Source organism: Rhodococcus sp. P1Y (genome assembly GCF_003641205.1).
Taxonomy (GTDB): domain Bacteria; phylum Actinomycetota; class Actinomycetes; order Mycobacteriales; family Mycobacteriaceae; genus Rhodococcoides.
The window spans coordinates 296,687-320,436 of sequence record NZ_CP032762.1 but is presented as its reverse complement, the minus strand read 5'-3'; the positions used below and the strand labels follow the sequence as shown (position 1 = coordinate 320,436).

Below are 23,750 nucleotides of genomic sequence, written 5' to 3'. Positions count from 1 at the left end.
CAATGACTCGATTGCTGATAGCGAACCGTGGGGAGATCGTGGTTCGGATCGCGGCCACCGCGCGCAGACTCGGCCTCTCGGTGGTCACGATTTCCTCTGCTGCAGACGCGAATGCGCCGTGGCACAGCGTCGCCGACGACACCGTGGTGTTCGACGCCGACGCGTCCTCGGCAACCTACGCCAACCGGGATGCCGTGATCGCGGCCGCTCTCGAAACCGAATGCGACGCGATCCATCCCGGCTACGGATTCCTCTCGGAGGACGCGGAGTTCGCGTCGGCCGTGGAACGGGCAGGTCTCGTCTTCGTGGGGCCACCCGCAACGGCAATCGCGTTGCTGGGTGACAAGGCTGCGGCGAAGACGGCGGCGGCAGCGCTGGGGATTCCGACGCTCGACGCTTTCGGCTCGGCGAGCGCCGACGTCGACACCATCGTGCAGGATCTCGCCGGTGTGAGCGATCCCGTTCTGCTCAAGCCGGTGTACGGCGGCGGTGGTAAGGGCATGGTTGCGGTGCATCCGGGAGACGATGTCCGCGAGGCCGTATCCTCGGCAGTTCGATTGAATCAGCGCAACTTCGGTCGTGGCGACGTCATGATCGAGCGATACGTACCGCGACCACGGCACGTCGAGGTGCAGGTGTTGTTCGATTCTCACGGACACGGAGTGCACTTCTTCACCCGCGAGTGCTCGCTCCAGAGAAGAAATCAGAAAGTCATCGAGCAAGCACCCGCATCGTCGGTGCCTGCCGCCGTGTTGGACTCACTGCAGACCGATGCGGTGGCGCTCCTGGACAGTGTGGGATACGTCAACGCAGGCACAGTCGAGTTCCTCGTCGACGACGCGGGAAAGTACTACTTCCTGGAGGTCAATACCCGACTGCAAGTGGAGCACACCGTCACAGAGGAAGTGACCGGAGTCGATCTCGTCGAGCTACAACTCGACGTAGCACTCGGACGTGCTTTGCCCTTGGCTCAGAATGACATCGAGGTCAACGGATTTGCAATCCAAGCCCGCATCTACGCCGAAGACCCCCTGGATGATTTCAGGCCTGCACCGGTAGTCGACGTGTTCACCGAATGGCCGTCGGACACCAGGGTCGACGCGGCTTTCACCGGGCCCGGCTCGGTACCTCCGTTCTACGATCCGATGCTCGCGAAGGTGATCGCGACGGGCAAGACCCGCGCGGTCGCCCTCGAAGCGCTCGACAGAGCTCTGCTCGCAACCCGATACTTCGGCGGGGCGTCGAACATCGGTTTTCTGCGGGCTTTGCTCGCCGACCCCGCTGTACGAGCGGACGATGTGCACACGAGCTATATCGACACCACCATTCGCAGCCTCCTGCCCGACGTCGACGATCTACGCGAGAAGGCAGCCGCCGTCGCCGTGGTCGCCTACGCCGTCGGTATCCGCTCTGCCGACACCACATCCCCGTGGGCGGGTGCGGCAGGGACGCTGGACCGCAAGCATCTACGCTCGGCGCACCCCGAGCCGTCGGGAACAGACGTCGAGGTCGACGGTGTTCTCCTCACGCTCTCGGCGGTTCGTGTCGACGAATTGAGGTGGACGGTCGACATCGGCGAACGTCGTGTGTTCGTGACGACCGAGGCCACGGTCGAGTCGAGTTCTCGTCGAACAACGATCGTCGGGACCGCAGACGGTGTGGACTTCAGCGCGCGGTCGAACGGAACCGAGAGCTGGGTGTCCATCGCGGGATGGTCCCACCGCGTGGCAAAGCGGCTCTTCTCCGGCGACGGATCCGACGCTGCAGGCGACGGCATCACCTCGCACATGCCTGGCACCGTCATGTCGGTGTTGGAGAGCGGATCACGCGTGTCCGCGGGTGATGTGGTGGCTGTCGTCGAGGCAATGAAGATGGAGTCCGCGCTACGAAGTCCAGTGGACGGCGAGGTGGTCGAGGTGACCGTCAAACCAGGCGACGTGGTCGATGCCAACAAGACGATTGCCAGGGTCGTCGCGGTGATGGAAGCAGTTCCCGCGTGAGCTTGGCAATCGCGCCTGTGGTCAGGGTAGAGCTGACGATTCCTTGTCATTCCCGTCGTCGTCTGGGAGTCTGGCGACCATGGCCGAGTCATGGTCGCCGAACGTCGACGCTCTTCGGGGGCGCGTCGCGGTAGTTGCTGGGGCCACCCGAGGAGCAGGCCGAGGGATCGCGGCCGCTCTCGGAGAGGCCGGTGCCACCGTTGTCTGTACCGGTCGGAGCAGCAGCGTCACCAGATTGAAGTCTGATTACGATCGGCCGGAGACGATCGAGGAGACCGCCGAACTGGTGACTTCGCTCGGCGGCGTGGGAATCGCTGTTCCGGTGGACCACCTGGAATCCGATCAGGTTGCAGCTCTGGCCGAGCGCGTGCGGACGGACTTCGGGCACATCGACATTCTCGTCAACGACATCTGGGGTGGCGAGGTCCTCAAAGGCCCACCACCGCAGTGGAACACGCCGTTGTGGGAACTGGATCTCGACGACGGGTTCCGGATTCTACGATTGGCGATCGATACCCACATCGTCACCTCTCATCATCTGCTTCCGCTGATGATCGACCGCCCCGGTGGCCTGGTTGTCGAGATGACCGATGGCACAACCGAATACAACGCGTCGAAGTATAGGATCTCCGTGTTCTACGACCTGGCCAAGACTGCGGTCAACCGCCTCGCATTTTCCCAGGGCCATGAGCTTGCGCAGTTCGAAGGGACGGCCGTCGCTTTGACCCCGGGGTGGATGAGATCGGAGATGATGCTCGAGGCGTTCGGCGTCGAGGAAAGTTCTTGGCGTAAGGCACTCGATCCAACTCGAGGAGACGGGCCGACCGCGCCACCGGGATTCGCGCAGTCCGAGTCGACCCGTTTCGTCGGACGTGGTGTCGCCGCGCTCGCCGCCGACCCACAGCGGGCCAGATGGAACCAAAGTTCGGTCACAGTTGCCCGATTGGCGTCGGAGTACGGCTTCACCGACCTCGACGGTACGCAGCCCGACGCCTGGGCGGATATGTGAGGTCCCGCGGGGGAGTTGTTTGCAACCTGAGTTCGGTGAGCACGCTCTCGGGGTAAGGGGGCGTGTTCGTATGGAGTTGTCGCTGCTGGCTGGTTTCGTGGGTGTGGCGCTAGTGGCCTACGCGGTTCCAGGGCCCGATTGGCTGATGGTGCTGCGCGGGGCGACCGAAGGCCCGCGTCACGGCGCGGTTACTGGGCTCGGATCCCAGGCCGGGCTTCTTGTACACGGCCTGCTCGCGACGGCAGGCGTGTCCGCGTTGATTGCCGCTGCGCCGCAGGCGCTGGTGGTCATTCAGGTTATCGGCGCGCTCTACCTCCTCTACCTGGCCATCGCCGGTGTTCGGCGAAATACGTCCGAGGGCGATGTCAGCTCGGTTGGATGGAAGCAGGCGTTCGTCACCAGCATCACCAACCCGAAAGTCATCGTCTTCTTTGTCGCAATCGCGCCTCAATTCGTGACGCCGGGACAACCGGTCTGGGTCCAGATGCTCGCGCTGACCCTCGTGGACGTCGCCCTCGGCGTGGTCTGGTGGACCGTACTCGCCTACGCCGTGAGTCCCGTTGTAGTTCGCGTCGGTACCGCGCGAATCAACGTCGTCGCGTCTATCGCACTGGGCGTGATCGCACTCGGTTTCTGGTCTTCACCGTCGTCGAGAATGTTTGATCTCGCGCTTGCGTTGGAGCGCGCTCGAAGGCATAGCTTTTCCGTCATGACACAACGACACTGGATCATCACCGGGGCATCATCGGGATTGGGCAGGGCGCTCGCAGAAGCGGCGTTGGACAGCGGTGACACCGTGGTAGCCGCGGTACGTAGGCCCGAGCGTCTCGATGATCTGCTCAGCCGGTACCCCGAGTCGATCTTGCCGGCCAAGTTCGATGTTCGGGACATACCGGCGGCCAAGGACCTGGTCAGCGCGGCAACGGAGCGATTCGGGCCCGTCGATGTGCTCGTCAACAACGGAGGCGTCGGGCAGATCGGCGCCGCCGAGGAGGTCGACGACGCGCAGTTGCGGGACATGCTGGAGCAGCACCTCTTCGGTCCCGCTGCCCTGACACGCGCGGTGCTGCCCGGTATGCGTGAGCAGCATCGAGGGACCATCGTCCAGATCAGCAGCCAGGGAGGACGAGTTTCCTTCCCCGGTGCAGGTTCGTACTCGGCGGGCAAGTTCGCTTTGGAAGGCTGGTCGGAAGCATTGGCGGGAGAGGTCGCCCAGTTCGGCATCAGGGTCCTCATCGTCGAACCCAGTCGTTTCCGAACGGGATTCAACGACGCCGACGTCCTGAAGATCGCCGCGCCGTCCGACGTGTACGCGGATCTACTGAATGCTGTTCGAGCCGACATGCGCGCGGTGAGCGGACGGCAGGAAGGAGATCCGATTCGGGCTGCCGAGATCATTCGTGGCTTCGTCGATGCCGAGTCGGCACCGCTACGAGTCCCTCTGGGGCGCGAAGCTGTCCGCCGGTTGAGGGATGGCTACCGGCAGAATCTGGCAACCGTCGAAGAGTTGAGCGACATTGCGGCCGACGCGGACTTCCCGGGCCTTGCGGAATCCGTTCGTCCGGTCTGAGCAGCGAAGCAGGGTTAGGTTGGGCAGATGGCCACAGTGGATTTGATGGGTAGAGCCCTGGCCGCGTCGGCGGGGTCGGACACGGCTATCGACGCCCTCCACGGGCTGATCGACACCGGTGAAATAGTCACGCCCATAGGTATCGCGGAGGCGGCAGAACTCCTCGATGTCACAGCGCACACGCTGCGCTACTACGAGCGAGCCGGGTTGATCGTCGTCGATCGGGACGGCCAGGGTTACCGGCAGTACGACGCCAATGCCGTGCGCAGGCTCGTCTTCATCTCGCGAATGCGACTGTCGGGTATGCCGATGCGAGACCTGCAGCATTACGTCGAACTGGTCGATCGTGGTGATTCCACTGTGCCGGAGCGGCTCGAGTTCCTCGTGAAGCATCGCGAGACGATCCGTCGTCGAATCCAAGAACTCCAGTTGTCGCTTGCCGCAACGGAGTACAAAATCGAGACCTACGGCGGTGCGACAGGACCGTAGAACCGCCGCTCACGCGTCAGGAGCCTGCGAGCACAGCCTTGATGGACGCGTCGAGGATGTCGATGCCGTCGTGGAGTTCGTTCTCACTTGCGGTCAAGGGAGGCGCGATGCGGAAGATACCGCCCATACCGGGGAGTTGGACGATGTTGAGATGCAGGCCGCGTTCGAGGCATGCGGTGGTGACGGCTTGGCCCAGTGCATCGGCCGGTGCTTTCGTCGCCTTGTCGGTGACGAACTCTATGCCGCGAAGCAAACCGCGACCGCGAACATCGCCGACCACCTCGTACGTATCACGAAGCGCATCAAGCCGATCCGCTAATTGCTCACCGAGCTTGGCTGCGCGTTCCGCGAGCGATTCGCGCGCGATGACGTCGAGAACAGTGTTCGCGACCGTCGCAGCCAGAGGATCCGACGCGTGGGTGGTGAGGAAGAGAAACCCGCGTTCTCGGCAGCGAGCTTCGATGTCGTCGCCCGTCACCACCGCGGCTACCGGCAGGCCCGCGCCGAGTGTCTTCGAGAGCGTCAGAATGTCGGGTACGACGCCGTCGCGCTCGAACGCATACATCTGACCGGTGCGGCCCAACCCGGTCTGCGCTTCGTCGAGAATCAGCAGCATCCCGCGTTCGACGCACAGCTCCTTGAGCCGGGCGAGGTAACCGAGCGGCGGATCGATGATGCCGCCCGAGGACAGGATCGGTTCTATGAGACAGGCGGCCAGCGCGCCGGTGGACTGCCTGTCGATCAGCGAGAACCCGTAGGAAAGCTCCGATTCCCAATCGTACGAACCGTCGGCGTTGCGAAACTGCGGCCTGTACGAATCGGGTGTGGGCAACACCAGGTTGCCCGGCATCGTCGGTCCGTATCCTCGGCGACCTGCGGAGAACGTGGCTGCCGCGGCGCCCGACGTCATCCCGTGCCAGGAACGGTCGAAGGAGACAACCTCGTATCCGCCGGTGTAGAGCTTCGCCATCTTGAGCGCAGCCTCGTTGGCCTCGGCGCCCGTGGTGAGCAGCAGCGTGCGGCTCAAGGTGGGCGGGAGCGTCGCAGCGAGTTTCTTCGCCAGATCGACAACCGGCCTGCTCAACATGCCGCTGAACAGGTGATCGAGCGAGGCCACCGACCCCGAGACCGCCTTGACGATGTCCGGATGGGAATGGCCGAGGACCGCGCTCATCTGACCCGAGGTGAAGTCGAGGATCGCGCGCCCGTCGCTGTCGTACACGTACGAACCCGCGGCCCTCTCGATGATGCGCGGGGTGAAGCTCGCGCCGTAACGAATCAGATGACGATCGGCGTCGTCCCAAAAGGTTTCTGTACTCACGGCGACTCCTCGGTGGCGGCAGAACAACCACAGACTATGTCAATCGCCCCTGCTCCGCCGGGTATATAGGTCTCCCAATGCAATTAGAACACAGCAGATTTCACCGCAACGGCTGATCGATGACGGTGTGGAACGACGCGCCTGAGTCTTGCCGGACCGATGCGGCGAGCAAGCCGTGTTTACGACTTTCTCGACGTAGGGTCGATCAGGCGTCTATCTTGTATACATTTCATATACAGATTGGAGATCGGCGTGGCCGGAAAGCCAGAACTCGAATTTCACACCCCTCAGGCTCCGTGGCACCGTCCCGACGGGTCCGCCGACGGGGTCTGGGAGCAGGAACTCGCACGCGACGAGGCCGACGGTTCGGCGACGGTGTTACAGCGCTACGACCCTGGAGTCGACGCCACCCACCTCGGTGTTCTCTCGCATACGTTCTGGGAGGAGGTCTACCTCATCAGCGGACACCTCACGGACGTGACACTAGGGCAGACGTTCGGGCCGGGAACATACGCGTGCCGCCCGCCGGGCATGCGGCATGGACCGTACTCCAGTTCGGCGGGATAGCTTGATGCTGGTGACGATCCGGACGGTATGACGGGCCGGTCATCTCGCGTGGGACTGATTGCCCACAATTCCCAGATTCGCAGGGGAAACCCGACGCTCGCTGAAGTATCGGGCAATCAGGCCCACACAGCCCGAGCGTAATCACCTCAGGCCCCCACACCTTCGATGGCCGACCGCAGCACCACCGAGGGCGCACGCCCACTACTGTCAGCCAGGTGGAGACTGTGATCGTAGGTGGAGGCGCTGCAGGCGTCATCGCCGCGCTGACCCTGCTCGACCGTGCGCTTCCCGGTGACCGGGTGCACCTGGTGGAGCGGTCGGAGCAGGTGGGCGCTGGTGTCGCCTATTCGACGATGGTTCCGGTTCACCGAGTGAACGTCCCGGCCAACCGAATGAGCGCATGGCCGGACTTCCCGGACCACTTCGTCCGGTACCTCGAATCGACCGGGCAGGGTTCGGAGTTCACCTACGCCTCGCGGCACGTGTATGGAGAATATCTGCGCCACTCACTGGAATCGGCCGTCTCCGCATCCTCGGGAGACTTTGTGCAATGGCATGATTCGGTGGTCTCGGTCGACAGCACTCTCGGTGTACACCTGGCGTCGGGCGTCACGATCGCAGCCGACAACGTCGTGCTCGCTGTCGGTCACGGCGCCTTCTCGGTACCGGTCGCCGCTGCTCGCGAAGTGGTCACTCATCCTTGGCGTGTAGACCTGCACGCGGTGGTCGACGATCTCGACGCTCGGAACAAGCCCATCGTCGTAGTCGGAACCGGCTTGAGTGCCGCAGACGTCGTCGTCGAACTCGATACCTACGGCTGCACCGACATCACGGCGATCTCTCAGCGTGGTCGGTTCCCGGAGGCGCAACTCGTCGAACCCGAGCAGCCACTTCTGTACGAACAGGTTCAGCATCTCGTCGGCGCAACCACGGCAGCCGAGATCATCCGAAAGACGCGGTTGGTCTTCGACGAACACGCCGACCTCGACTGGCGTCGTGTGGTCGACGGTCTGCGCCTGGTCATTCCCGAGATGTGGCCCGAGGTGTCGGATGCGGAGCGAGACAAGCTGTTTCGACGGGTGCTGCTGATCTGGGAACAGCACCGCAACCGGATGCCGCCGGAAACGGCGGAGGTGTTGGGCCGCCTGATTGCGGATGGATCGTTGCGCCTGGTGTCGGGACGTGTGCACGAGCACAGCGACGGCGTGGTGGGAGTTCGCCGATTCGAGGAGTACTGGACCGAACCCGCGGGCCTCGTGATCTGCTGCACCGGGCCGTCGATGTTTGCGCGAAAGATGGAAGAACCGCTCGTCGACGATCTTCTCGACGCCGGGTTCGCACGTCCTGGCCGAACGAATATCGGCTTGGACACCGATTTCGACGGAAGGGTGACGGGCCCACTCGAAGCGCAATTGTGGGCAGTGGGCTCGCTACGGCGCGGATCGAACTGGGAGAGCTTCAACATCAGCGAAATCCGCACGCAGGCAGAGGTAGTCGCCTCTCTGATAGCTGCGAATCGCGACGTTACGCTACAGGCTTTCTAAGCGGGCGATCAGTGCCCGAATGGACGGGCTCGAATCCGCGCTTCGACGCCACACCGCGTGCACGTCGCGCTTCGGCGGGCGCGCCAAGTCGAGAGCGACGAGATCGTCACCCAACGGTGGGCGAGCCAGTCGCGGAATGAGGGCGACGGAATCGGTCGACGCCACCAACGCCAGTTGGCTGGAGAAATCGTCGACGAGGTGGCGAACGTCGGGTGGATCGTCGAGCTCGGCGACCACCTGCCGAAACCATTGATGGCACACCGTTCCCGGAGGACTCGTCACCCATGTCCGGTCGTTCAGCGCAGCAGTCGGTATCGGCGTCGAAACCTGAGCCAATGGATGGCGCCGGTGAACGACTATGTCGCCGAAGTCGGTGTGGAGTGCATGGCTACGCACCGACTCCGGTAGCGGCGCGGGTAGTCCATCGGCGTCGTGAATCAGCGCGACATCCGCGGTGCCCGCATCGACACTGTGTAGAGCCTTGTCCGGGTCCTGTTCGGTTATCAGGACGACCACGTTCGGGTAGTCCGCAGTGAACCGATGCAGCACCGGAGCCAGGAGTCCGCGAATGGCGGTGGAGAAAGCCGCGACGCGCACGGTGCCGCGAGGGGCGCCCTCGGCTACCGATCGCGCGGCTTCCTCGCAGCGTTCCAGAGCGTCGAACACGTCCGGCGTCGAGTCGACCAACGCTCGACCCGCCGGGGTGAGGACGACGCCGCGTCCCGACGGCGCCAGCACCTGCACCCCGAGCTGGCGTTCGAGCCGTTTGATCTGCTGAGACACAGCCGAGGCGGTGAAGCCGAGTTCGTCCGCGGCGCGCGCAAGGGTGCCCAGCGCTGCAACGGACCGGAGGGACTGCAACGCGGCGACATCGATCATGAAGTCAGGCTAATTGGTATTGGTGAAAAACCATCGCTGGACCGCAGGAATCTTTCGCCCCACACTCGTGAAATGACCACAGAGCAGCTCTTCGGCACCAACCTCGTCGCGATGGTGACTCCGATGCGATCCGACGGGACTCTGGACGCTGCAACAGTGGGCAGCCTCGTCGAACACCTGATCACGACGAGGTGCGACGGACTGGTCGTGGCCGGCACGGCCGGCGAGGCCCCGACTCTGTCGGAAAGCGAGACGCGCTGGCTCGTCGGCGAGGTGGTGACGAGGGCGGCGGGACGCGCGAGAGTGATTGCAGGCGTCGGGACCAACGACACTGCGTCCAGCATCGCGCGTGCGGGCCAGGCCCACGACGCGGGTGCCGACGGCCTGCTCGTCGTGTGTCCGTACTACTCGCGGCCCACCCAGGCGGGAATCGCCCAGCACTGCGTTGCGGTTGCGGATGCCACCGATTTGCCGGTCATGCTCTACGACGTGCCGGCCCGCACCGGCGTCGCGATGGAATCGGCGACGTTGGTCGAACTCGCGAACCATCCGCGCATCAGAGCGGTCAAGGACGCGAAAGGTGATCTGTACGAGGCGATGGCCGTCATGTCGAAGACATCGCTCGCGTACTACTGCGGCATCGACGAGTTGAATTTGCCGTACCTGGCGAGCGGTGCGGTGGGACTGGTCAGCGTGGTGGGGAACATAGTGGCCGACCGAAACGCTGATCTGACTCATGCGGTGAGTCTGGGCGATCTGGACACAGCCCGACGAATCCAGACCGAGCTGCTGCCGTTGATCGATGCCGTGATGCGCACGTCTCAAGGCGCGATCATGGCCAAGGCGGCACTGCACGCATCGGGAATCATAGACTCTGCCGCAGTGAGGCTTCCGCTTCTTCAGTCGCCGCCCGAGCATCGTGTTCGGCTTCAGGATGCGCTGACGGATTCTCGGGTTCTGAGTGCCGATTCGACGTCGCTGAGTGCGACCACGGCGACCGGTGTTTCACCCCCGCCGAGAAGAGGTGACAGCTGCGCGGGGTTAGTGTGACGGAAAGACTCGGACAAAGGGTGTGGGGATGAGCGTCGACAGAGATACCGGCAGTGCGCCGTGGGAAACCGAGGAATCACCTCGGCCGAAGCGGGCAATACTGCCTGGCGACGACCCGTTCTACAGCCCACCAAACGGCTTCGAGGCTCTCGAACCGGGCACCATTCTTCGCAGTCGTGAGGTCGAGATAGCGCTGTACGGCTCGATCCCGCAGCAGGTCGACGCGTGGCAGTTGCTCTACCGAACCAACGATCTCCACGACGAGCCGCAGGTCAGCGTTACCACAGTGCTGATGCAACGCGGAAGCGTCGCCGAGACGCCGCGCCTGCTGTCGTATCAGTGTGCGATCGATGCGGTGTCTGCGACCTGCTTTCCGTCGTATGCGCTCCAACGCGGCGCCAAGGCGTTCGGCTCGGTGCCGCAGTTCGAATTCGTGCTCGTGCTCCACGCGCTCCGACGAGGTTGGGTCATTTCCATCCCTGACCACGAGGGACAGGACGGGCACTGGGGATCGCCGCGAGAGCCCGGTTTCTGCACGCTCGATGCTGTGCGCGCATCGTTGCGTTTCGCGCCGCTAGGACTGTCCTACGACACCAAGGTAGGGCTGTGGGGCTACTCCGGCGGGGGTCTTGCGACGTCGTGGGCTGCGGAGATGGCACCGGAGTACGCGCCGGAGATCGAACTTGTGGGGGCGGCCCTCGGCTCACCCGTCGGCGATCCGGCGTCTGCGTTCACCCGGCTCAATGCGACGCTCCATGCTGCGCTGCCCACCTTGGTCGTCGAGGGGCTTCGTCGGACGTACCCCGATCTCGATCGTGTGGTCCGGACGCATGTCAACGCGGACGGCCTCGCATTGCTCGAATCCGTCGACGATCTCACCACCGTCGCGGCTGTCCGAAAGCTCGCCAAGCACGACCTCGACAACTACATCGACATTCCGTTGGCGGACCTGCTCGCCAAGCCCGAGATCCTGCAGGTCTTTCAGGACATCCAGCCCGGCCGCACTGCGCCCACAGTCCCGCTCCTGGTCGTCCAGGCCGTCCACGACCAGATCATCGCGGTCGACGACGTCGACGGACAAGTCGATCGTTACCTCGAGAACGGCGTGCACGTCACGTACCTGCGCGACCGCCTGAGCGAGCATCTGTCCCTGCACCCGCTTTCGGCCCCGTTGACACTCGACTGGTTGGAGGACCGTTTCGACGGCAAGCCGCCTCCGCCGTCGGGCGTCACAACGGTCTGGTCGACGGCCGCCTCCTTCGGGGCCGTCCGTGATCTTCTCGCGCTGGCCTGGTCTACCACGCTGGCGTTGCTCGGCCGGAAGCTCTAGGCGCTCCGCGGTAGCGAGGCCGCCTATGGTTTCCGCATGAACGACACGACGGACGCTCAGGTCCGCTCACCGTGGCTCCTACTGGTCCTGTCGTTCGGGGCAGGGGCCACCGATGCCTTCGCGTTTCTCGCGCTCGGTGGGATCTTCACCGCGAACATGACCGGGAACCTGGTGCTCGTCGGGCTGGTCGGGCGCGAGGACTACCTGGCGACCCTGATCGGCGCTGTCGTTGCGATCATGGTGTTCCTTGTCGTGCTGCTCATCGGCTTCCGGTACGCGCATAGGTCGACGAAGCAGCCCGCGCACGTGACGACGGTTGTACTGTCAGTCGCGGCTGCGATTCAGGTCGGCACGCTGGTGGCATGGTGGATTCTGGACAGCCCGACCGGAGAGATCGTCATCGACGTGCTCGTCGCACTGTCGGCGTCCGCTATGGCGTTGCAGACGGTCGTGGCGCGTACGTCGGCGGTAGGCGGAGGGCTGTCGACGACCTTCGTCACCGGAACGATGGTGAGCATCGTCGACGATCTGGCCAGTGGCAACACCGAGTACCTTGCGCTGCGTGTGGGGGCCATCGCTTCTCTGGTCGCAGGATCGTTCGCGGGAGCCGTGTCCATTCTTGCGGCGCCGGAGCACGGCCCCGTCGTGTCGGCCGCAACGGGATGTATTGCGCTGGTGCTGAGCGTATTCGGAGCTCGCCGCCGGGTGAGTCGACGGTGAGCTAGCTGTCGGCCGCAGGCATCCGATCCGCACCCCAGCTTCGCTGGATGTACCCGATGACGTTGTCGATGTCGGCGGACGGAATCTTGTCCGGCTCGCCGTGCTCGAGTGGGTCGGTGTGGTAGATGTACAGCCGAGATACGAACTGCTCGAACGGAAGTGAGCCTTCCCCTGCCCGTTCGCCGTTACCGGCCGTCCCGACGACGACGCCGTCGCCCCAGTCCTGTCCGCTGTCGTTGTTCGGATTGAAGAAGTAGACCCGAGTGACGGCGTCGGGATCGACGGCGACACGCAGGATGGTGATGGCGTGCCAGCCGATATAGCGGGCAGCGCTGTCGGTGACGGCAACTCCCGCGGGCTGCGGGTGGATCAGCGGTTGACCACCGTTGAAGTCCAAGTGGTACGACGCATAGAACGCGCGAAGGAAATCGTCGAGATCGATCAAATTGCCCGTCGCCACATCGACATTGATGTGGAAGCCGCGAGCGGACCACCAACCGTGGAACTCGGGGTTCACCCATCGATGCGGGTCGCCTGGTCGATCGGCGCAGCGTCGACCCATTTCGGCGTAGATCCGGTCCAGGTGCGGTACCAACAGTTGCGACACCGGGTCCAAGTCGACGGGCGAGGACGTAGCGACGCCGCCCTCACTGTCCTTCGAGGACAGCGACTGCCCTTCGAAGTGCATGACGATCTCGTCGTCACGTGCAGCCCAGACGACCATCTGCAGCAGGTAGTCCGGGTCGTTGTACGCCCACATCGACAACGCCCGCGCAGACTGGCACGTCGGGTTGTCGCCCTGTCCGATGCCGAGAGGCTGTCCGAGCATCGACAACAGCCCGCCCAGAAGTCGCGCTTCCGGATCGGGAGTCGGGCCGAAGATGTCGATCAAACGCTGGCGAACGCCCGGCTCGAGCCGCAGGGCCAGCTGGCGCCACAGCGACGGGACGATGGGCGGTTGATGCAGAATTCCGCGGTCGAGCATCAGCGCGATTCCGTAGAGACATTGTGCCGATTCCGGGTGCACTGCCTCGTTGATGATGCAGTGCACCAGTTCTGGATACCGCTGGAGGCACGTCCGGCCGGTCTCCGAGACACCGAGTGCCTCACCGAGCAGGTACGTGTTGTGCTCGATCAGAAAACGCACCAGCGTCGCGTGATATGGCGACACCAATCCGGTGTCGTGCATCGCACGAGCGAATCCGCGTGCTTCGAACTCGAGGCCCTCGGAGTCCATTGCGCCGAGGCGTGAGCGATAGACATCGACGCCCGGATCCTCGCGGCACGCTTCCGTCGGCCCGAACAATGCGGAGATCAGTCGGTCGAGACCCTGGCCGGATGCGCCGAGGTCGACGTCCGGGTCCTCGCGGTACACCGCGATACGGGTGACCATCGCTTTGACGTTGTCGACCTGAATCGGCCTCTGCCGCAACACTCGCCAGATCTCGTCGCCGAGCTCCTCCAGCACGCTGTCGTAGCCGATCTGGTCGGCGACATAACCGAACAGATCCCGAATCAGGTGTGCGACGGGACCTAGCCGGACACGCTCTGCCTCGGACGGTGAGGAGAAAAGCGCCTCCAGGTTCATGGCCAGGACCTGGGACAGGAATCTCTTCGCGTCCTCAGCACTGATCGACGAGTGCGCGTACTCGCCGGAAGCTATTGCCACCAAGCGCAGTTCGCTCGTCGCTTCGAGTATCACCGTGTCGATGACGCCACTGCGCAGCGAGGGTCCGACGAACCCGGGCACAAGAATATCCGGATGCGCCCAGTCCGTCCCGGCGAACAATCCTGCCCCGTCGAGGGCGGCGGCACGGCTGCGAACGGCCGCGCAGCCCCCGGGCCTCGTGAGCACCCGGTGAAGCGAGTCGAGGACCCGTCGCACCTTGGTGTTCTTGGAGAAGTCGGGCGCAGCCCCCAGCGCCTCGGTGGCATGGTCGAGTTGCGCCAGTCTCGTGACGAGCGCCTGGTCGACGGGTGGGTCGAGGGTCTGCGACGGACCGTGAGATGCGTTCCCGAAATCTTGCCTCACACGTAGAAGTCCAGTTCTTCCTGGTGCTTGAGCAGGTCGCGCATGCGATACGGATCGTCGCCGAAGAAGTACAGCAGACCCCAGTGGGTGCCGAAAGCTGTTCGCTTGGTGACGGTTTCCTCCATCGGTGCGGCCAGGTCGTTCGTCTCGTAGTAGTCGTGTTCGGATGTTTCGGTGGGGATTTCGAGATTGCTGACAACGCGTCGCCGCGGGTACACACCGAAACATCCTGCGACACCGGTGGCGTCGACGACTTCGGTCGGGAAGAACGCGTCGATCTCCTCCTCGGTGGTCTTGGGGTCGAACGCCAGCGCGAGACCCTGGTAGGCGTTGAAACCGTAGGCGCGCTCGAGCAGTTCGAAGACCTTGAAGCCCGGCGGCCGGTACGCGACCTCGCCGAAGTACATCTCGCCGTCGCTGGTCACGAAGTACTCGGGGTGAATGAAGCCGAACTCGATGTCGAAGGTCTTGATGAGCTTCTCGATCTGAGCTGTGATCGCCGGACGATACTTCTCCAACTCCGGTGTCGCTGGAACGAATACGGAGTATCCGAGCGTCACGTATTCGGAGATGTTGAGGAACTTGATCTTTCCGTTGTGGATCCAGGCCTCGACCGCGAACTCCCAACCGTCGAGGTGCGATTCCATCAGGACCGGGAATTCGTCGTCCGGGATGGAGTCGACTTCGTCGGGGGTCCTGATCACGCGATGCCCGAGGCATCCGGCTTTGTCGAACGCCTTGAGGTGAATTGGGTCGTTGGGGTCACCGTCGAGCTTGAGCAACGTCTGATTGACGCGCCGTAGAAAACGGATGACGTCTTCGCGGTCGTGCGCCTCCTCGAAGATGCCGACGCGGATGCCGCCGAGCTGGGCGCGGCGCTTCATCAGCGACTTGTCGCGCAGCAGCATCGCCTGGCCGAACAGCCGCGGGTTGCCCAGCAGTACGGAGTTGATCGCGCCCGCCCACTCGACGGTCTCCTCGTACAGCGGGATCGCGACGTCGACGCCCTTGTCCTGCAGCGTCTCGGCGATCTCCAGCGACCGATCGTTGAGGCGTTCGAAGTTCCACGGGAGGTAGGGAATGTTGTGCTCGGTGCAGTATTCCTCGGCCCATTCGGGGGCTACCACCAGGTAGCGCCGGTCGAATGCGTCCAGAGCCTCCACCGCAGCCAGGCTCCAGCCGAGTAATGCGACGTAGCCCTTCTCCGGATTCTTCTCCAGTCGTGCGGGCTGCGGCATACAAGGTCCTTTCCATCGACGAAATCGAGTCAGGTCAGTCTTTCCCACCGTACAGACGGGTCACGGCGGCGTAACGGAAGGGCCGAGGTCGTCCCACTACGTGACGAGCTGACACTCAGCGTCTATTGACATCGACGGCCTTGCGGACGAGGTCGGCGAAAGCATCGAAGTCCAGGGCGTCGCCGGCGTGAATGTCGATCGCTCGACGTGTTCCGGCGTCGAGACTGGCGTTGAAGATGTTCGACGGGTCGTCGATGGAAGCGCCCTTGGCGAAGGTCACCTTGACCTTGTCCTTGTAGGTCTCGACGGTGCACAGCAGCCCGTCGAGACTGAAGGTCGGCACGCCGTCGGGATTGGACGCCTTGCGCCACTTGGCCTCCTCGGCGACGCCGGGTGCTGCGGTGCCGATCACAGTGCGAATCGCATCCACGGTCTCGCTACGCCAGTCTCCGGTCATGGTTGGAGACACTACTGTCAGGGCCGGCTCCACAGGCGGCGGAGGAGATAGAAGTCCGCGGCGAGCAATGCCAGGTACGGAAGGACGAACGCTGCGGTGCCGAGGCTGGTCACTGCGAAGACCATCGCAGGCGCACTGGTGCCCGCGGGCGCGACGAGGTCGGAGGCACCGGCGTAGATCAACACCGCGGCGCACACGCACATAGCCAGGCTGCCCATCGACGAGATCCATCGCCCTGCGGTGAAGTTCGAGATCATGACCAGTGCGCCGATACTGCAGACGACCATGATGGGCGCGTACACGACAAGTCCGAACACCGCGTAGAGGTTCCAGTTGCTCAGCGTCTCGGACAGAAATCGCCCGCGGTGGTCCATGATCGCCACCGGCGGCACGGTCAACGCGAGCGCGAGCAACGGGGACAGACCTACGGTGAGCACCCACGTGACATCCCGAGGGCTGCGCGCTGGACTGAATCCCGCGAGGGCCTTTTCGGGGTTTTTGTCCGCTTCGTGCACCGACTCAGACTGTCATAGTCGCTGGTGAGAGCGAAACGCTTCCGTCGATGGTCGAGGTCGTTCTCTGCGACAATCGACCAGTGGTCGTACATGCGGCTGCCTTCGACGCTCTAGCCCGCCGAGTGTGCGGGTGGTGCACGTGGCGCATCACCTCGGTCGAGTGACAGGGTGGACCGATGGTCAACAGAAGCGCAGGCATATTGCTCCACCGAGTGCAGGACGGTACCCGGCAGGTGTTGATCGGCCATCCGGGCGGGCCGTTCTGGGCGAAGAAGGACGATGGTGCCTGGTCGGTCATCAAGGGCGAATACAACGACGAACATCCTGAAACCGCTGCCCGACGCGAATTCCGCGAGGAAACGGGCATCGATCTACCGGATGGGACGTGGGTCGAACTTCCGGAGATCAAACAGAAGAGCGGCAAGCTGGTGACGGTGTTCGCTGTAAATGCCGACCTCGACATCAGCGGCTTCGCCAGCAATACCTTCGAGATGGAGTGGCCACCGAAGTCGGGCAAGCAGCAGTCGTTTCCCGAGATCGATCGAATCGAATGGTTCTCGGTGGAGGACGCCCGGGTGAAGTTGCTGCCCGCGCAGGTGAATCTGCTCGACGCCCTGGGCGCGCACCTTGACCAGGAACCTGGGCCCGTGTAACCCTGGGCATCTAGCGACCGAGCGATCGCTCGGTCCGGACGCGGAGGAGTTTTGCGTGACGATCGATCTGTCGTACTCGCCCGAGGTCGTGTCGCTCGTCGACAAGACCCGCACGTTCGTCCGTGACGAGGTCATGCCGATCGAGGACAAGTTCCTCGGGAACATCGCGGACGCAGGTGGCGACGATCTGCGGGTGTCGATGCAGCGCGCAGCGAAGGACGCAGGCGTGTTCGCCCCGCATGCGCCCGTCGAGTACGGGGGAGCGGGCCTCAACATGAGTGATCGGGCCCCGGTGTTCGAGGAGGGTGGTTACTCCTTGTTCGGACCGCCCGCCCTCAACATCGGCGCTCCCGACGAGGGCAATGTGCACCTACTCGCCCACGTCGCGTCGGCTGCGCAGAAGGAGCAGTTTCTCGCTCCGCTCGCTGCCGGTGACGTCCGGTCCGCATTCGCAATGACCGAACCGGCACCCGGGGCAGGCTCCGACCCGGCGGCCTTGACCACGGCTGCGGTCAAAGTCGACGGCGGTTGGAAGATCGACGGACACAAGTGGTTCATCACCGGCGCAGATGGCGCGGCGTTCTTCATCATCATGGCTCGCACCGCGGGCGCACCGGGTGACCGCGGAGGGGCGACGATGTTCCTCGCGCCGGCGGACACACCGGGGATCAAGGTCGGACGCCACATCGGAACGCTCGACAAGGCAATGATCGGCGGCCACTGTGAGGTGTTTTTCGACAGCGTTTTCGTGCCCGACGAGAACGTGCTCGGAGCCGTGGACGAGGGATTCTCCTACGCCCAGGTTCGCCTGGGTCCTGCTCGCATGACCCACGTGATGCGGTGGCTCGGTGCTGCACGCCGCGGACACGACATTGCCGTCGCACACGTCGCGCAGCGTGAAGGTTTCGGCTCGAAGCTCGGCGATCTCGGCATGATTCAGAAGATGGTTGCCGACAACGAAATCGACATCGCCGCGACGCGTGCACTTCTGGTTCAGGCGTGCTTCGCGCTCGACCAGGGTTCGCATGCGTCCAACGAAACCTCGATCGCGAAAACATATGCGGCCGAGGCTATTTTCCGAATCGTGGACAACAGCATCCAGATGTGCGGTGGTCTCGGGGTATCCGACGATCTTCCGCTTGCGAGGCTCTCGCGCGAAGTGCGCCCGTTCCGGGTCTACGACGGACCCTCCGAGGTTCACCGCTGGGCAATCGCCAAGCGGGTCGTCGGCGCAGCGAAGAAGGCCGCCAGAGAGGCTGCGGCGAAATGACCGAACTACCGGGTATGGACACGCCGGCACTGGCTCAGTTCCTGGTGGAGAACGGAATTTCTCTGGCGGGAGATCTGAAGGTCGAGCTGATCAGTGGCGGCCGATCCAATCTGACGTTCAAGGCATTCGACGACAACTCGGCGTGGGTGGTTCGCCGGCCGCCGACAAGTGGGCTCACGCCGTCGGCCCACGACATGGCCCGTGAGTGGGCTGTGACGTCGGCGCTCCAGTCGACCGATGTGCCGGTAGCGAAGACGGTGGCATTCGATGCGGAGGGCACGGTGCTGGGAGCTCCGATGACGGTCGTCGAGTTCGACCCGGGGGCGGTCATCCGTACGCGCGAGGATCTCGAAAGCCTGTCCGACGCCCAGATCGCTTCCAACACCAGCGAACTGATCCGGGTTCTCGGTCGCTTGCACAGTGTCGACTTCGAGGCCGTGGGACTCGGATCGTTCGGCAAGCCGGCAGGATTCGTCGGGCGTCAGGTGAAGACCTGGTCGCGTCAGTGGGAAGCCGTCAAGACGCGCGAGTTGCCCGATGTGGAGACGCTGCGAGACAAGCTTCTGGACGCGGTGCCATCGTCGTCTGCGGGTTCGATCGTGCACGGAGACTACCGCGTCGACAACGTCATCCTTCGTGCGGGCGATCCCGGTTCCGTTGCTGCCGTGGTGGATTGGGAGATGTCGACTCTCGGTGACCCGCTCACCGATGTAGCGCTCATGTGCGTCTATCGTCAGCCGATCTTCGACGACGTACTCGGCGTCAGCGCGGCGTGGACGTCGCCGCGATACCCGTCGGCGGACGAACTGGCCGAGATGTACAGCCGCGACACCGGAACCGAGTTGGCGCACTGGAACTTCTATCTGGCGTTGGCCAACTTCAAGCTCGGCGTCATCGGCGAAGGCATCACGCACCGCGCGCTCGCCGGATCCGATTCGGGTTCGGGAGCTGCGGCTGCTGCCGAAGCGACGCACGAGTTCATGGCGGCGGGGCTCCGGGCGATCGACAACCGCACCGCTTGAATGGTCCATTCATACGGACAGATGGCTTCGAACGCACATTCAAGCGATGACGGCCGGGCGGATCACCACTCGGCGATTACTGGAATCACCTGCTTACCGAGGATGTCGAGCGGCGTGATCGACGCGACCTGAGGTACCCAGCCGTGGACGTGGGTGACTCCGAGCTTCGACAGACCCTCCAATTGCGTGAGGATCGTGTCGACGTTGGCGCCATCGGCACCTGGGTCGAGCGGGAACATGACGGTTTTCTCGATCGCGTCGTAGTCGGTGCCCAGGGTGTCGCAGTGACCCTTCAAGACCTCCAACTTGTGGGCGACCTCCGGGCCACCGAACAGGTTGCACGCCTGCGCGTACTGCGCGACCAGGCGAAGTGTCTTCTTCTCTCCGCCGCCGCCGATGAGGATCGGCGGATGCGGCCGGCGTAGCGGTTGGGGGACGTTCATCGTGCGCCCGAGTTGGTAGTGCTTGCCCTCGAATGGTCCTTCGTTCTCACTCCACATCTGCAGACAGATCTGCAGTGTTTCCTCGAGGCGTTCGAACCGCTCGGCGGTGGGAGGGAATCGCAGGCCCATGCCGACGCTTTCGTCCTCGTTCCAGGCTGCGCCGATACCGAGGTACGCCCGACCCTTCGACAGTACGTCGAGCGTGGTCACGGCCTTTGCGAGCAGTCCTGGCTCGCGATAGACGGTGGCCGTGACCCACGCGAGCAGATCGACCTTCTTCGTCACGGCCGCGAGAAAGCCGAGGGCCGTGTAGGCCTCGAGCATCTCGGTGTCGATCGGACCGACCGGCTCGATCTGCCACAGGTGGTCCATGACGCTGATTTTCGCGAAGCCGTTGTCCTCGGCGGCCACCGCCACACGCTCCAGGTCGTCGGCGAGGGTGGTCGGGCCACCAGGAAAGGTGAAATCGGCAATGTGCAGTCCTAGTTCCATGACTCCACGGTAGGCCGGTGACCGCGACTTACCCAGGGATCGTCGGTACCACCCTCGCCCGGACATACCGGTCCGCAGGTCTGTGTACATTCCGGTATTCGGTCCTTAGAACTGTTCTGGCGGCTATAGGAAGCGGCACGTCGGTATTGTTCGCCTCTGTTTGTGCGATGTTGCGTAACAGGCACTTCCGTGTGCAAAACTCCTCTCAGCGCGGCCGCGTGGGCTGCTTGTAGGGCGGGGGCTTAAGTGATCTTCTGGCGTCGAACAATGATGGTCGTGTCGGTGCTTCTGCTCGGAAGCGCGGCGTCGGTCGGAGTGGTGCACGCCCAGCCCGGGTCTGCCACCGTCGAGCATCTGGAACCCTCGAGCCCCACCTTGACCATGCTGTCGGTCCACTCGCCCAGCATGGACCGGACCATCGATGTCCAGGTCCTGACGCCGGAGGTGAAGAAGGGTCCGCGGCCCACCCTGTACATGCTCAGCGGGATCGGCGAGGAGGACCCGTCGAACAGTATGTGGTTGCGTAAAGGTGGCGCCGCAGAGTTCTTCCGCGACAAGAACGTGAACGTCGTCCTTCCCCTCGCGGGCCCGGGAAGTTTCTATGCCGACTGGCAGAAGGACGACCCGAAACTCGGCCGCTACCAGTGGGAAACCTTTCTCACCCAAGAGCTTCCGCCGCTGATCGACGAACAGTTCGACGGCAACGGCCGCAACGGCATTGCGGGACTGTCGATGGGCGCGCAATCGGCGATGATGCTCGCCTCCCGCAATCCGGCACTGTACTCCGCAGTCGCGGCCTACAGCGGATGCTTCGCGTCGGCCGAGCTGGCCGGGCAGGGCAGCATGCGTGGGATCGTCTCGGCCTTCGGCGGCGACGCGAACAACATGTTCGGCGGACCGCTCGATCCCGATTGGGCTGCGCACGACGTGTTGGTCAACGCAGAAGGATTGCGTGGCAAGTCGATCTACGTCTCGGTGGGAACCGGCCTTCCTGGGCGCTACGAGAAGTTCGAGACCGCCAAGGACTGGGACATCGTTCTTGTCGGAGGTGCCATCGAAGTCGGTGCCAACTACTGCACGCACCGGCTCGACGACCGTCTACGTCAGCTCTCGATCCCTGCCACGTTCGACTTCGAAACCGTCGGTACCCACTCGTGGGCGTACTGGGTCGACCAACTTCCGAAGAGCTGGCCTACCCTCTCCGCCGGTTTGGGTCTGTAGAGGCGAGGACACCGACGAGGGCGTCCACTGCGGCGGCGTAGGAATTGTCGCTGGGTGCGGCGAAGCCCGCGAGTACACCGTCGCCGATATCGTCCCGGGTGTTCGGGTGTCGAAACCAGGCGAGTCCCTCGAGCGCGATTCCCACCTCGCCTGCCCGCGCGAGGACCGCGTCCTCGGTGTCCTCGGGCAGGGTCAGTACAGCCTGCAGCCCAGCGGAGATGCCCATGGTTCCAATGTGCGGTGCCCGCTCCTCCAGCGCGTCGACCAACATGTCTCGACGGCGTCGATACTTCAGGCGCATCGCGCGGACGTGACGGTCGTAGGCTCCGCTGGCGATCATGTCCGCGAGTGTCAGTTGATCGATGACACCCACGGTGGCCTCGCGCACACCTTTGACCGCAAGGATTGCGTCGAGAAGGTGCTCGGGTACGACCATCCAGCCCACACGGATGCCGGGAGAGAGGCTCTTGGACGCAGACCCGATGTACAACACACGATCCGGATCCAGACTTTGCATCGCGCCGACCGGAGTTCGGTCGTAGCGGAACTCGCCGTCGTAGTCGTCTTCGACTATCAGCCCGTCGTGTTCCCTGGCCCACCTGATGGCTTCGGTTCGTCTCGCGGGATGCAACGGCGAGCCGGTAGGAAACTGGTGACTCGGAGTGAGAACGAGCGTGCGGGCATCGGCGAGCTCCAGTTTGTCGGTGCAGCAACCATTCTCGTCGATGTCCACGGGGCTGGTCGCGCCGGCCTTCTCGAACACCATGCGGTGGTAAGGAAGTCCGTAGGATTCCAGCGCGAACGGGCCGGTCGCTCGTAGCTGCGTCAGGATGTCGGCTGCCTGCGAGAATCCGGAGCACACGACGATGCGGCGTGGATCGACTTGGACTCCTCTAGTGCGTGCAAGGTAGTCGGCGAGCGCTCGCCGTAACTCTATGCGGCCGTGCGGATCTCCGGGTCCGAAAGCCTCCGTCGGAGCCCCGTTCACCGCCCGTTTGGACGCCGCGAGCCAGACCGACCTCGGAAATCCGCCCGGGTCCGGCCGCCCCGGGCGGAGATCGTATCTAGGGCGTATCTCCGGACGCGGAATCGCGGTCGTCGACGTCACTGCTCGTGCCCGGTGGGCGACGCGTGTGCCGGATCCTTGCCGCGCTTCGAGCCAGCCTTCGGAAACGAGTTCGGCGTAGGTCTCCGCGACGGTGTTGCGTGCAATCGACAGGTCCCGGGCAAGTGTTCGATAGGACGGCAGAGTGGTGCCGGGTTCGAGTCGACCCGAGGTGACGGCATCGCGCAGGGCTGCGCCGAGTGCGGCTCTGCGTGAGCCATCCTGAGCGAGATCGAGGTGTAGATCGATTCCCGAATTGACCTCGATTTCAGCCATGTGATTGAACCTTACAGGGGGTCACCTTCACTGGTTAGCGTTCTCTTCATGACAACACGAATCAATCTCCCGTCCGTCTCACCCGCCGTCTACAAGGCAATCGTCGCGCTCGACGCTGCGAGTCGAGAGGGTATCGACCCGGTACTGGCCGAGCTGATCAAGATCCGGGCGTCCCAGCTCAACGGATGTGCATTCTGCCTGCATATGCACACGAGCGACGCACGCGCAGCAGGCGAGAGCGAGGAGCGTCTCGCCCTGATCTCGGTATGGCGTGACGCCACCAACTTCTTCGACGAGAAGGAGCAAGCCGTACTTGCTTTCACCGAGCAGGTCACGCTCGTCTCGCAGGGCGGTGTGTCGGACGAGGTTTACGACCGAGTCGCTGAGCACTTCGACGAGCACCAGATCGGTCAACTTCTCGCCCAGATCATCACCATCAACGCGTGGAATCGAAATGCGATTTCGACCCACATGGTGCCTGGAGTGAAGAACGTGTCGGCCGCCGTGTAACGCGCTCGATCAGCGCAAGCGCACTGGCAGGCACCTT

The 23,750-nt window shown here is 63.7% G+C and carries 22 protein-coding genes and 1 pseudogene; 15 read left to right on the top strand and 8 right to left on the bottom strand.

Annotated features, from left to right (window positions below; genetic code table 11):
• Positions 1 to 2 precede the first annotated feature (2 nt).
• The 5 genes and pseudogenes from D8W71_RS01540 (at position 3) to D8W71_RS01525 (ending at position 5,068) form a co-directional block, all read left to right on the top strand.
• A complete protein-coding gene (locus tag D8W71_RS01540; protein WP_121110386.1) occupies positions 3 to 2,000 on the top strand; it encodes an acetyl/propionyl/methylcrotonyl-CoA carboxylase subunit alpha in 1,998 nt (665 codons plus the stop codon).
• A gap of 79 nt (positions 2,001 to 2,079) precedes the next feature.
• Complete coding sequence (locus tag D8W71_RS01535) at positions 2,080 to 3,009, top strand: SDR family oxidoreductase (RefSeq protein WP_121110384.1); 930 nt, start codon at positions 2,080 to 2,082, stop codon at positions 3,007 to 3,009.
• Positions 3,010 to 3,079: 70 nt separating this feature from the next.
• Positions 3,080 to 3,631: pseudogene (locus D8W71_RS28325) on the top strand (LysE family translocator); the annotation flags it as partial.
• Positions 3,632 to 3,718: 87 nt separating this feature from the next.
• Positions 3,719 to 4,579: an SDR family NAD(P)-dependent oxidoreductase gene (locus D8W71_RS28320; protein WP_236077882.1), complete on the top strand. Its 861-nt coding sequence runs from the start codon at positions 3,719 to 3,721 to the stop codon at positions 4,577 to 4,579.
• A gap of 27 nt (positions 4,580 to 4,606) precedes the next feature.
• Positions 4,607 to 5,068, top strand: coding sequence for a MerR family transcriptional regulator (locus D8W71_RS01525; protein ID WP_121110380.1), 462 nt, complete (start codon positions 4,607 to 4,609; stop codon positions 5,066 to 5,068).
• 16 nt (positions 5,069 to 5,084) lie between these two features.
• On the opposite strand, the gene D8W71_RS01520 is transcribed toward D8W71_RS01525, so the two are convergent.
• Complete coding sequence (locus D8W71_RS01520; RefSeq protein WP_121110378.1) at positions 5,085 to 6,389, bottom strand: aspartate aminotransferase family protein; 1,305 nt, start codon at positions 6,387 to 6,389, stop codon at positions 5,085 to 5,087.
• Between the two features lie 252 nt (positions 6,390 to 6,641).
• Between D8W71_RS01520 and D8W71_RS01515 the strand changes: the two genes are divergently transcribed.
• Together D8W71_RS01515 and D8W71_RS01510 are read left to right on the top strand one after the other, a co-directional pair.
• A complete protein-coding gene (locus tag D8W71_RS01515) occupies positions 6,642 to 6,956 on the top strand; it encodes a cupin domain-containing protein (RefSeq protein ID WP_201265224.1) in 315 nt (104 codons plus the stop codon).
• A gap of 215 nt (positions 6,957 to 7,171) precedes the next feature.
• A complete protein-coding gene (locus D8W71_RS01510) occupies positions 7,172 to 8,500 on the top strand; it encodes an FAD/NAD(P)-binding protein (protein WP_161965377.1) in 1,329 nt (442 codons plus the stop codon).
• On the opposite strand, the gene D8W71_RS01505 is transcribed toward D8W71_RS01510, so the two are convergent.
• Entirely contained in the window at positions 8,486 to 9,379 is an 894-nt protein-coding gene (locus tag D8W71_RS01505; RefSeq protein ID WP_121110372.1) for a LysR family transcriptional regulator, read from the bottom strand. The genes D8W71_RS01510 and D8W71_RS01505 overlap by 15 nt on opposite strands.
• Before the next feature lie 72 nt (positions 9,380 to 9,451).
• Here D8W71_RS01505 and dapA point away from each other — a divergent pair, with 72 nt between their 5' ends.
• The 3 genes from dapA to D8W71_RS01490 are packed head-to-tail and all read left to right on the top strand — an operon-like array spanning position 9,452 to position 12,479.
• Positions 9,452 to 10,429: a 4-hydroxy-tetrahydrodipicolinate synthase gene (gene dapA / locus D8W71_RS01500; RefSeq protein WP_121110370.1), complete on the top strand. Its 978-nt coding sequence runs from the start codon at positions 9,452 to 9,454 to the stop codon at positions 10,427 to 10,429.
• Positions 10,430 to 10,457: 28 nt separating this feature from the next.
• The gene (locus D8W71_RS01495; RefSeq protein WP_121110368.1) at positions 10,458 to 11,759 is read left to right on the top strand and encodes a lipase family protein; all 1,302 of its coding nucleotides are present in this window, start codon (positions 10,458 to 10,460) and stop codon (positions 11,757 to 11,759) included.
• A gap of 36 nt (positions 11,760 to 11,795) precedes the next feature.
• Complete coding sequence (locus D8W71_RS01490) at positions 11,796 to 12,479, top strand: YoaK family protein (protein ID WP_121110366.1); 684 nt, start codon at positions 11,796 to 11,798, stop codon at positions 12,477 to 12,479.
• 1 nt (position 12,480) lies between these two features.
• Here the strand turns inward: D8W71_RS01490 and D8W71_RS01485 are convergent, their stop codons facing one another.
• From D8W71_RS01485 to D8W71_RS01470, 4 genes are all read right to left on the bottom strand, one after another.
• Positions 12,481 to 14,511: a hypothetical protein gene (locus D8W71_RS01485; protein WP_121110364.1), complete on the bottom strand. Its 2,031-nt coding sequence runs from the start codon at positions 14,509 to 14,511 to the stop codon at positions 12,481 to 12,483.
• Complete coding sequence (locus D8W71_RS01480; protein WP_121110362.1) at positions 14,508 to 15,749, bottom strand: ATP-grasp domain-containing protein; 1,242 nt, start codon at positions 15,747 to 15,749, stop codon at positions 14,508 to 14,510. Before D8W71_RS01480 ends, D8W71_RS01485 begins: the two co-directional genes overlap by 4 nt.
• Positions 15,750 to 15,864: 115 nt before the next feature.
• Positions 15,865 to 16,206, bottom strand: coding sequence for a DUF1801 domain-containing protein (locus tag D8W71_RS01475; RefSeq protein WP_121118382.1), 342 nt, complete (start codon positions 16,204 to 16,206; stop codon positions 15,865 to 15,867).
• Positions 16,207 to 16,223: 17 nt separating this feature from the next.
• Entirely contained in the window at positions 16,224 to 16,721 is a 498-nt protein-coding gene (locus tag D8W71_RS01470) for a hypothetical protein (RefSeq protein ID WP_121110360.1), read from the bottom strand.
• Positions 16,722 to 16,897: 176 nt separating this feature from the next.
• Here D8W71_RS01470 and D8W71_RS01465 point away from each other — a divergent pair, with 176 nt between their 5' ends.
• From D8W71_RS01465 to D8W71_RS01455, 3 genes are read left to right on the top strand one after another with little or no spacing between them, the layout of a single operon-like run.
• Positions 16,898 to 17,374 carry an NUDIX domain-containing protein gene (locus D8W71_RS01465; RefSeq protein WP_121110358.1) on the top strand — a complete coding sequence of 159 codons (477 nt, stop codon included), beginning with the start codon at positions 16,898 to 16,900 and terminating at the stop codon, positions 17,372 to 17,374.
• 55 nt (positions 17,375 to 17,429) lie between these two features.
• Positions 17,430 to 18,644 (top strand): acyl-CoA dehydrogenase family protein, encoded by a 1,215-nt coding sequence (locus D8W71_RS01460; RefSeq protein ID WP_121110356.1) that lies wholly within the window; start codon positions 17,430 to 17,432, stop codon positions 18,642 to 18,644.
• On the top strand, positions 18,641 to 19,666 hold the full coding sequence (locus D8W71_RS01455; protein ID WP_121110354.1) for a phosphotransferase family protein: 1,026 nt from the start codon (positions 18,641 to 18,643) through the stop codon (positions 19,664 to 19,666). Before D8W71_RS01460 ends, D8W71_RS01455 begins: the two co-directional genes overlap by 4 nt.
• Positions 19,667 to 19,728: 62 nt before the next feature.
• On the opposite strand, the gene D8W71_RS01450 is transcribed toward D8W71_RS01455, so the two are convergent.
• Entirely contained in the window at positions 19,729 to 20,601 is an 873-nt protein-coding gene (locus tag D8W71_RS01450) for an LLM class F420-dependent oxidoreductase (RefSeq protein ID WP_121110352.1), read from the bottom strand.
• A 270-nt stretch (positions 20,602 to 20,871) separates the two neighbouring features.
• On the opposite strand from D8W71_RS01450, the gene D8W71_RS01445 reads away from it, so the two are divergent.
• Positions 20,872 to 21,822, top strand: a complete 951-nt coding sequence (locus tag D8W71_RS01445; RefSeq protein ID WP_236077881.1) for an alpha/beta hydrolase — start codon at positions 20,872 to 20,874, stop codon at positions 21,820 to 21,822.
• Here the strand turns inward: D8W71_RS01445 and pdxR are convergent.
• The gene (gene pdxR / locus D8W71_RS01440; protein WP_121110348.1) at positions 21,794 to 23,203 is read right to left on the bottom strand and encodes a MocR-like pyridoxine biosynthesis transcription factor PdxR; all 1,410 of its coding nucleotides are present in this window, start codon (positions 23,201 to 23,203) and stop codon (positions 21,794 to 21,796) included. The genes D8W71_RS01445 and pdxR overlap by 29 nt on opposite strands.
• 48 nt (positions 23,204 to 23,251) lie before the next feature.
• On the opposite strand from pdxR, the gene D8W71_RS01435 reads away from it, so the two are divergent.
• Positions 23,252 to 23,713, top strand: coding sequence for a carboxymuconolactone decarboxylase family protein (locus D8W71_RS01435; protein WP_121110346.1), 462 nt, complete (start codon positions 23,252 to 23,254; stop codon positions 23,711 to 23,713).
• Positions 23,714 to 23,750: the final 37 nt, after the last annotated feature.

Bases quoted from the DNA above. Each gene is read 5' to 3' on its own strand.
- D8W71_RS01540 (WP_121110386.1), top strand. From the start codon at position 3: ATGACTCGATTGCTGATAGCGAACCGTGGGGAGATCGTGGTTCGGATC.
- D8W71_RS01535 (WP_121110384.1), top strand. From the start codon at position 2,080: ATGGCCGAGTCATGGTCGCCGAACGTCGACGCTCTTCGGGGGCGCGTC.
- D8W71_RS28320 (WP_236077882.1), top strand. From the start codon at position 3,719: ATGACACAACGACACTGGATCATCACCGGGGCATCATCGGGATTGGGC.
- D8W71_RS01525 (WP_121110380.1), top strand. From the start codon at position 4,607: ATGGCCACAGTGGATTTGATGGGTAGAGCCCTGGCCGCGTCGGCGGGG.
- D8W71_RS01505 (WP_121110372.1), bottom strand. From the start codon at position 9,379: ATGATCGATGTCGCCGCGTTGCAGTCCCTCCGGTCCGTTGCAGCGCTG.
- dapA (WP_121110370.1), top strand. From the start codon at position 9,452: ATGACCACAGAGCAGCTCTTCGGCACCAACCTCGTCGCGATGGTGACT.
- D8W71_RS01495 (WP_121110368.1), top strand. From the start codon at position 10,458: ATGAGCGTCGACAGAGATACCGGCAGTGCGCCGTGGGAAACCGAGGAA.
- D8W71_RS01490 (WP_121110366.1), top strand. From the start codon at position 11,796: ATGAACGACACGACGGACGCTCAGGTCCGCTCACCGTGGCTCCTACTG.
- D8W71_RS01480 (WP_121110362.1), bottom strand. From the start codon at position 15,749: ATGCCGCAGCCCGCACGACTGGAGAAGAATCCGGAGAAGGGCTACGTC.
- D8W71_RS01475 (WP_121118382.1), bottom strand. From the start codon at position 16,206: ATGACCGGAGACTGGCGTAGCGAGACCGTGGATGCGATTCGCACTGTG.
- D8W71_RS01465 (WP_121110358.1), top strand. From the start codon at position 16,898: ATGGTCAACAGAAGCGCAGGCATATTGCTCCACCGAGTGCAGGACGGT.
- D8W71_RS01455 (WP_121110354.1), top strand. From the start codon at position 18,641: ATGACCGAACTACCGGGTATGGACACGCCGGCACTGGCTCAGTTCCTG.
- D8W71_RS01450 (WP_121110352.1), bottom strand. From the start codon at position 20,601: ATGGAACTAGGACTGCACATTGCCGATTTCACCTTTCCTGGTGGCCCG.
- D8W71_RS01445 (WP_236077881.1), top strand. From the start codon at position 20,872: ATGGTCGTGTCGGTGCTTCTGCTCGGAAGCGCGGCGTCGGTCGGAGTG.
- pdxR (WP_121110348.1), bottom strand. From the start codon at position 23,203: ATGGCTGAAATCGAGGTCAATTCGGGAATCGATCTACACCTCGATCTC.
- D8W71_RS01435 (WP_121110346.1), top strand. From the start codon at position 23,252: ATGACAACACGAATCAATCTCCCGTCCGTCTCACCCGCCGTCTACAAG.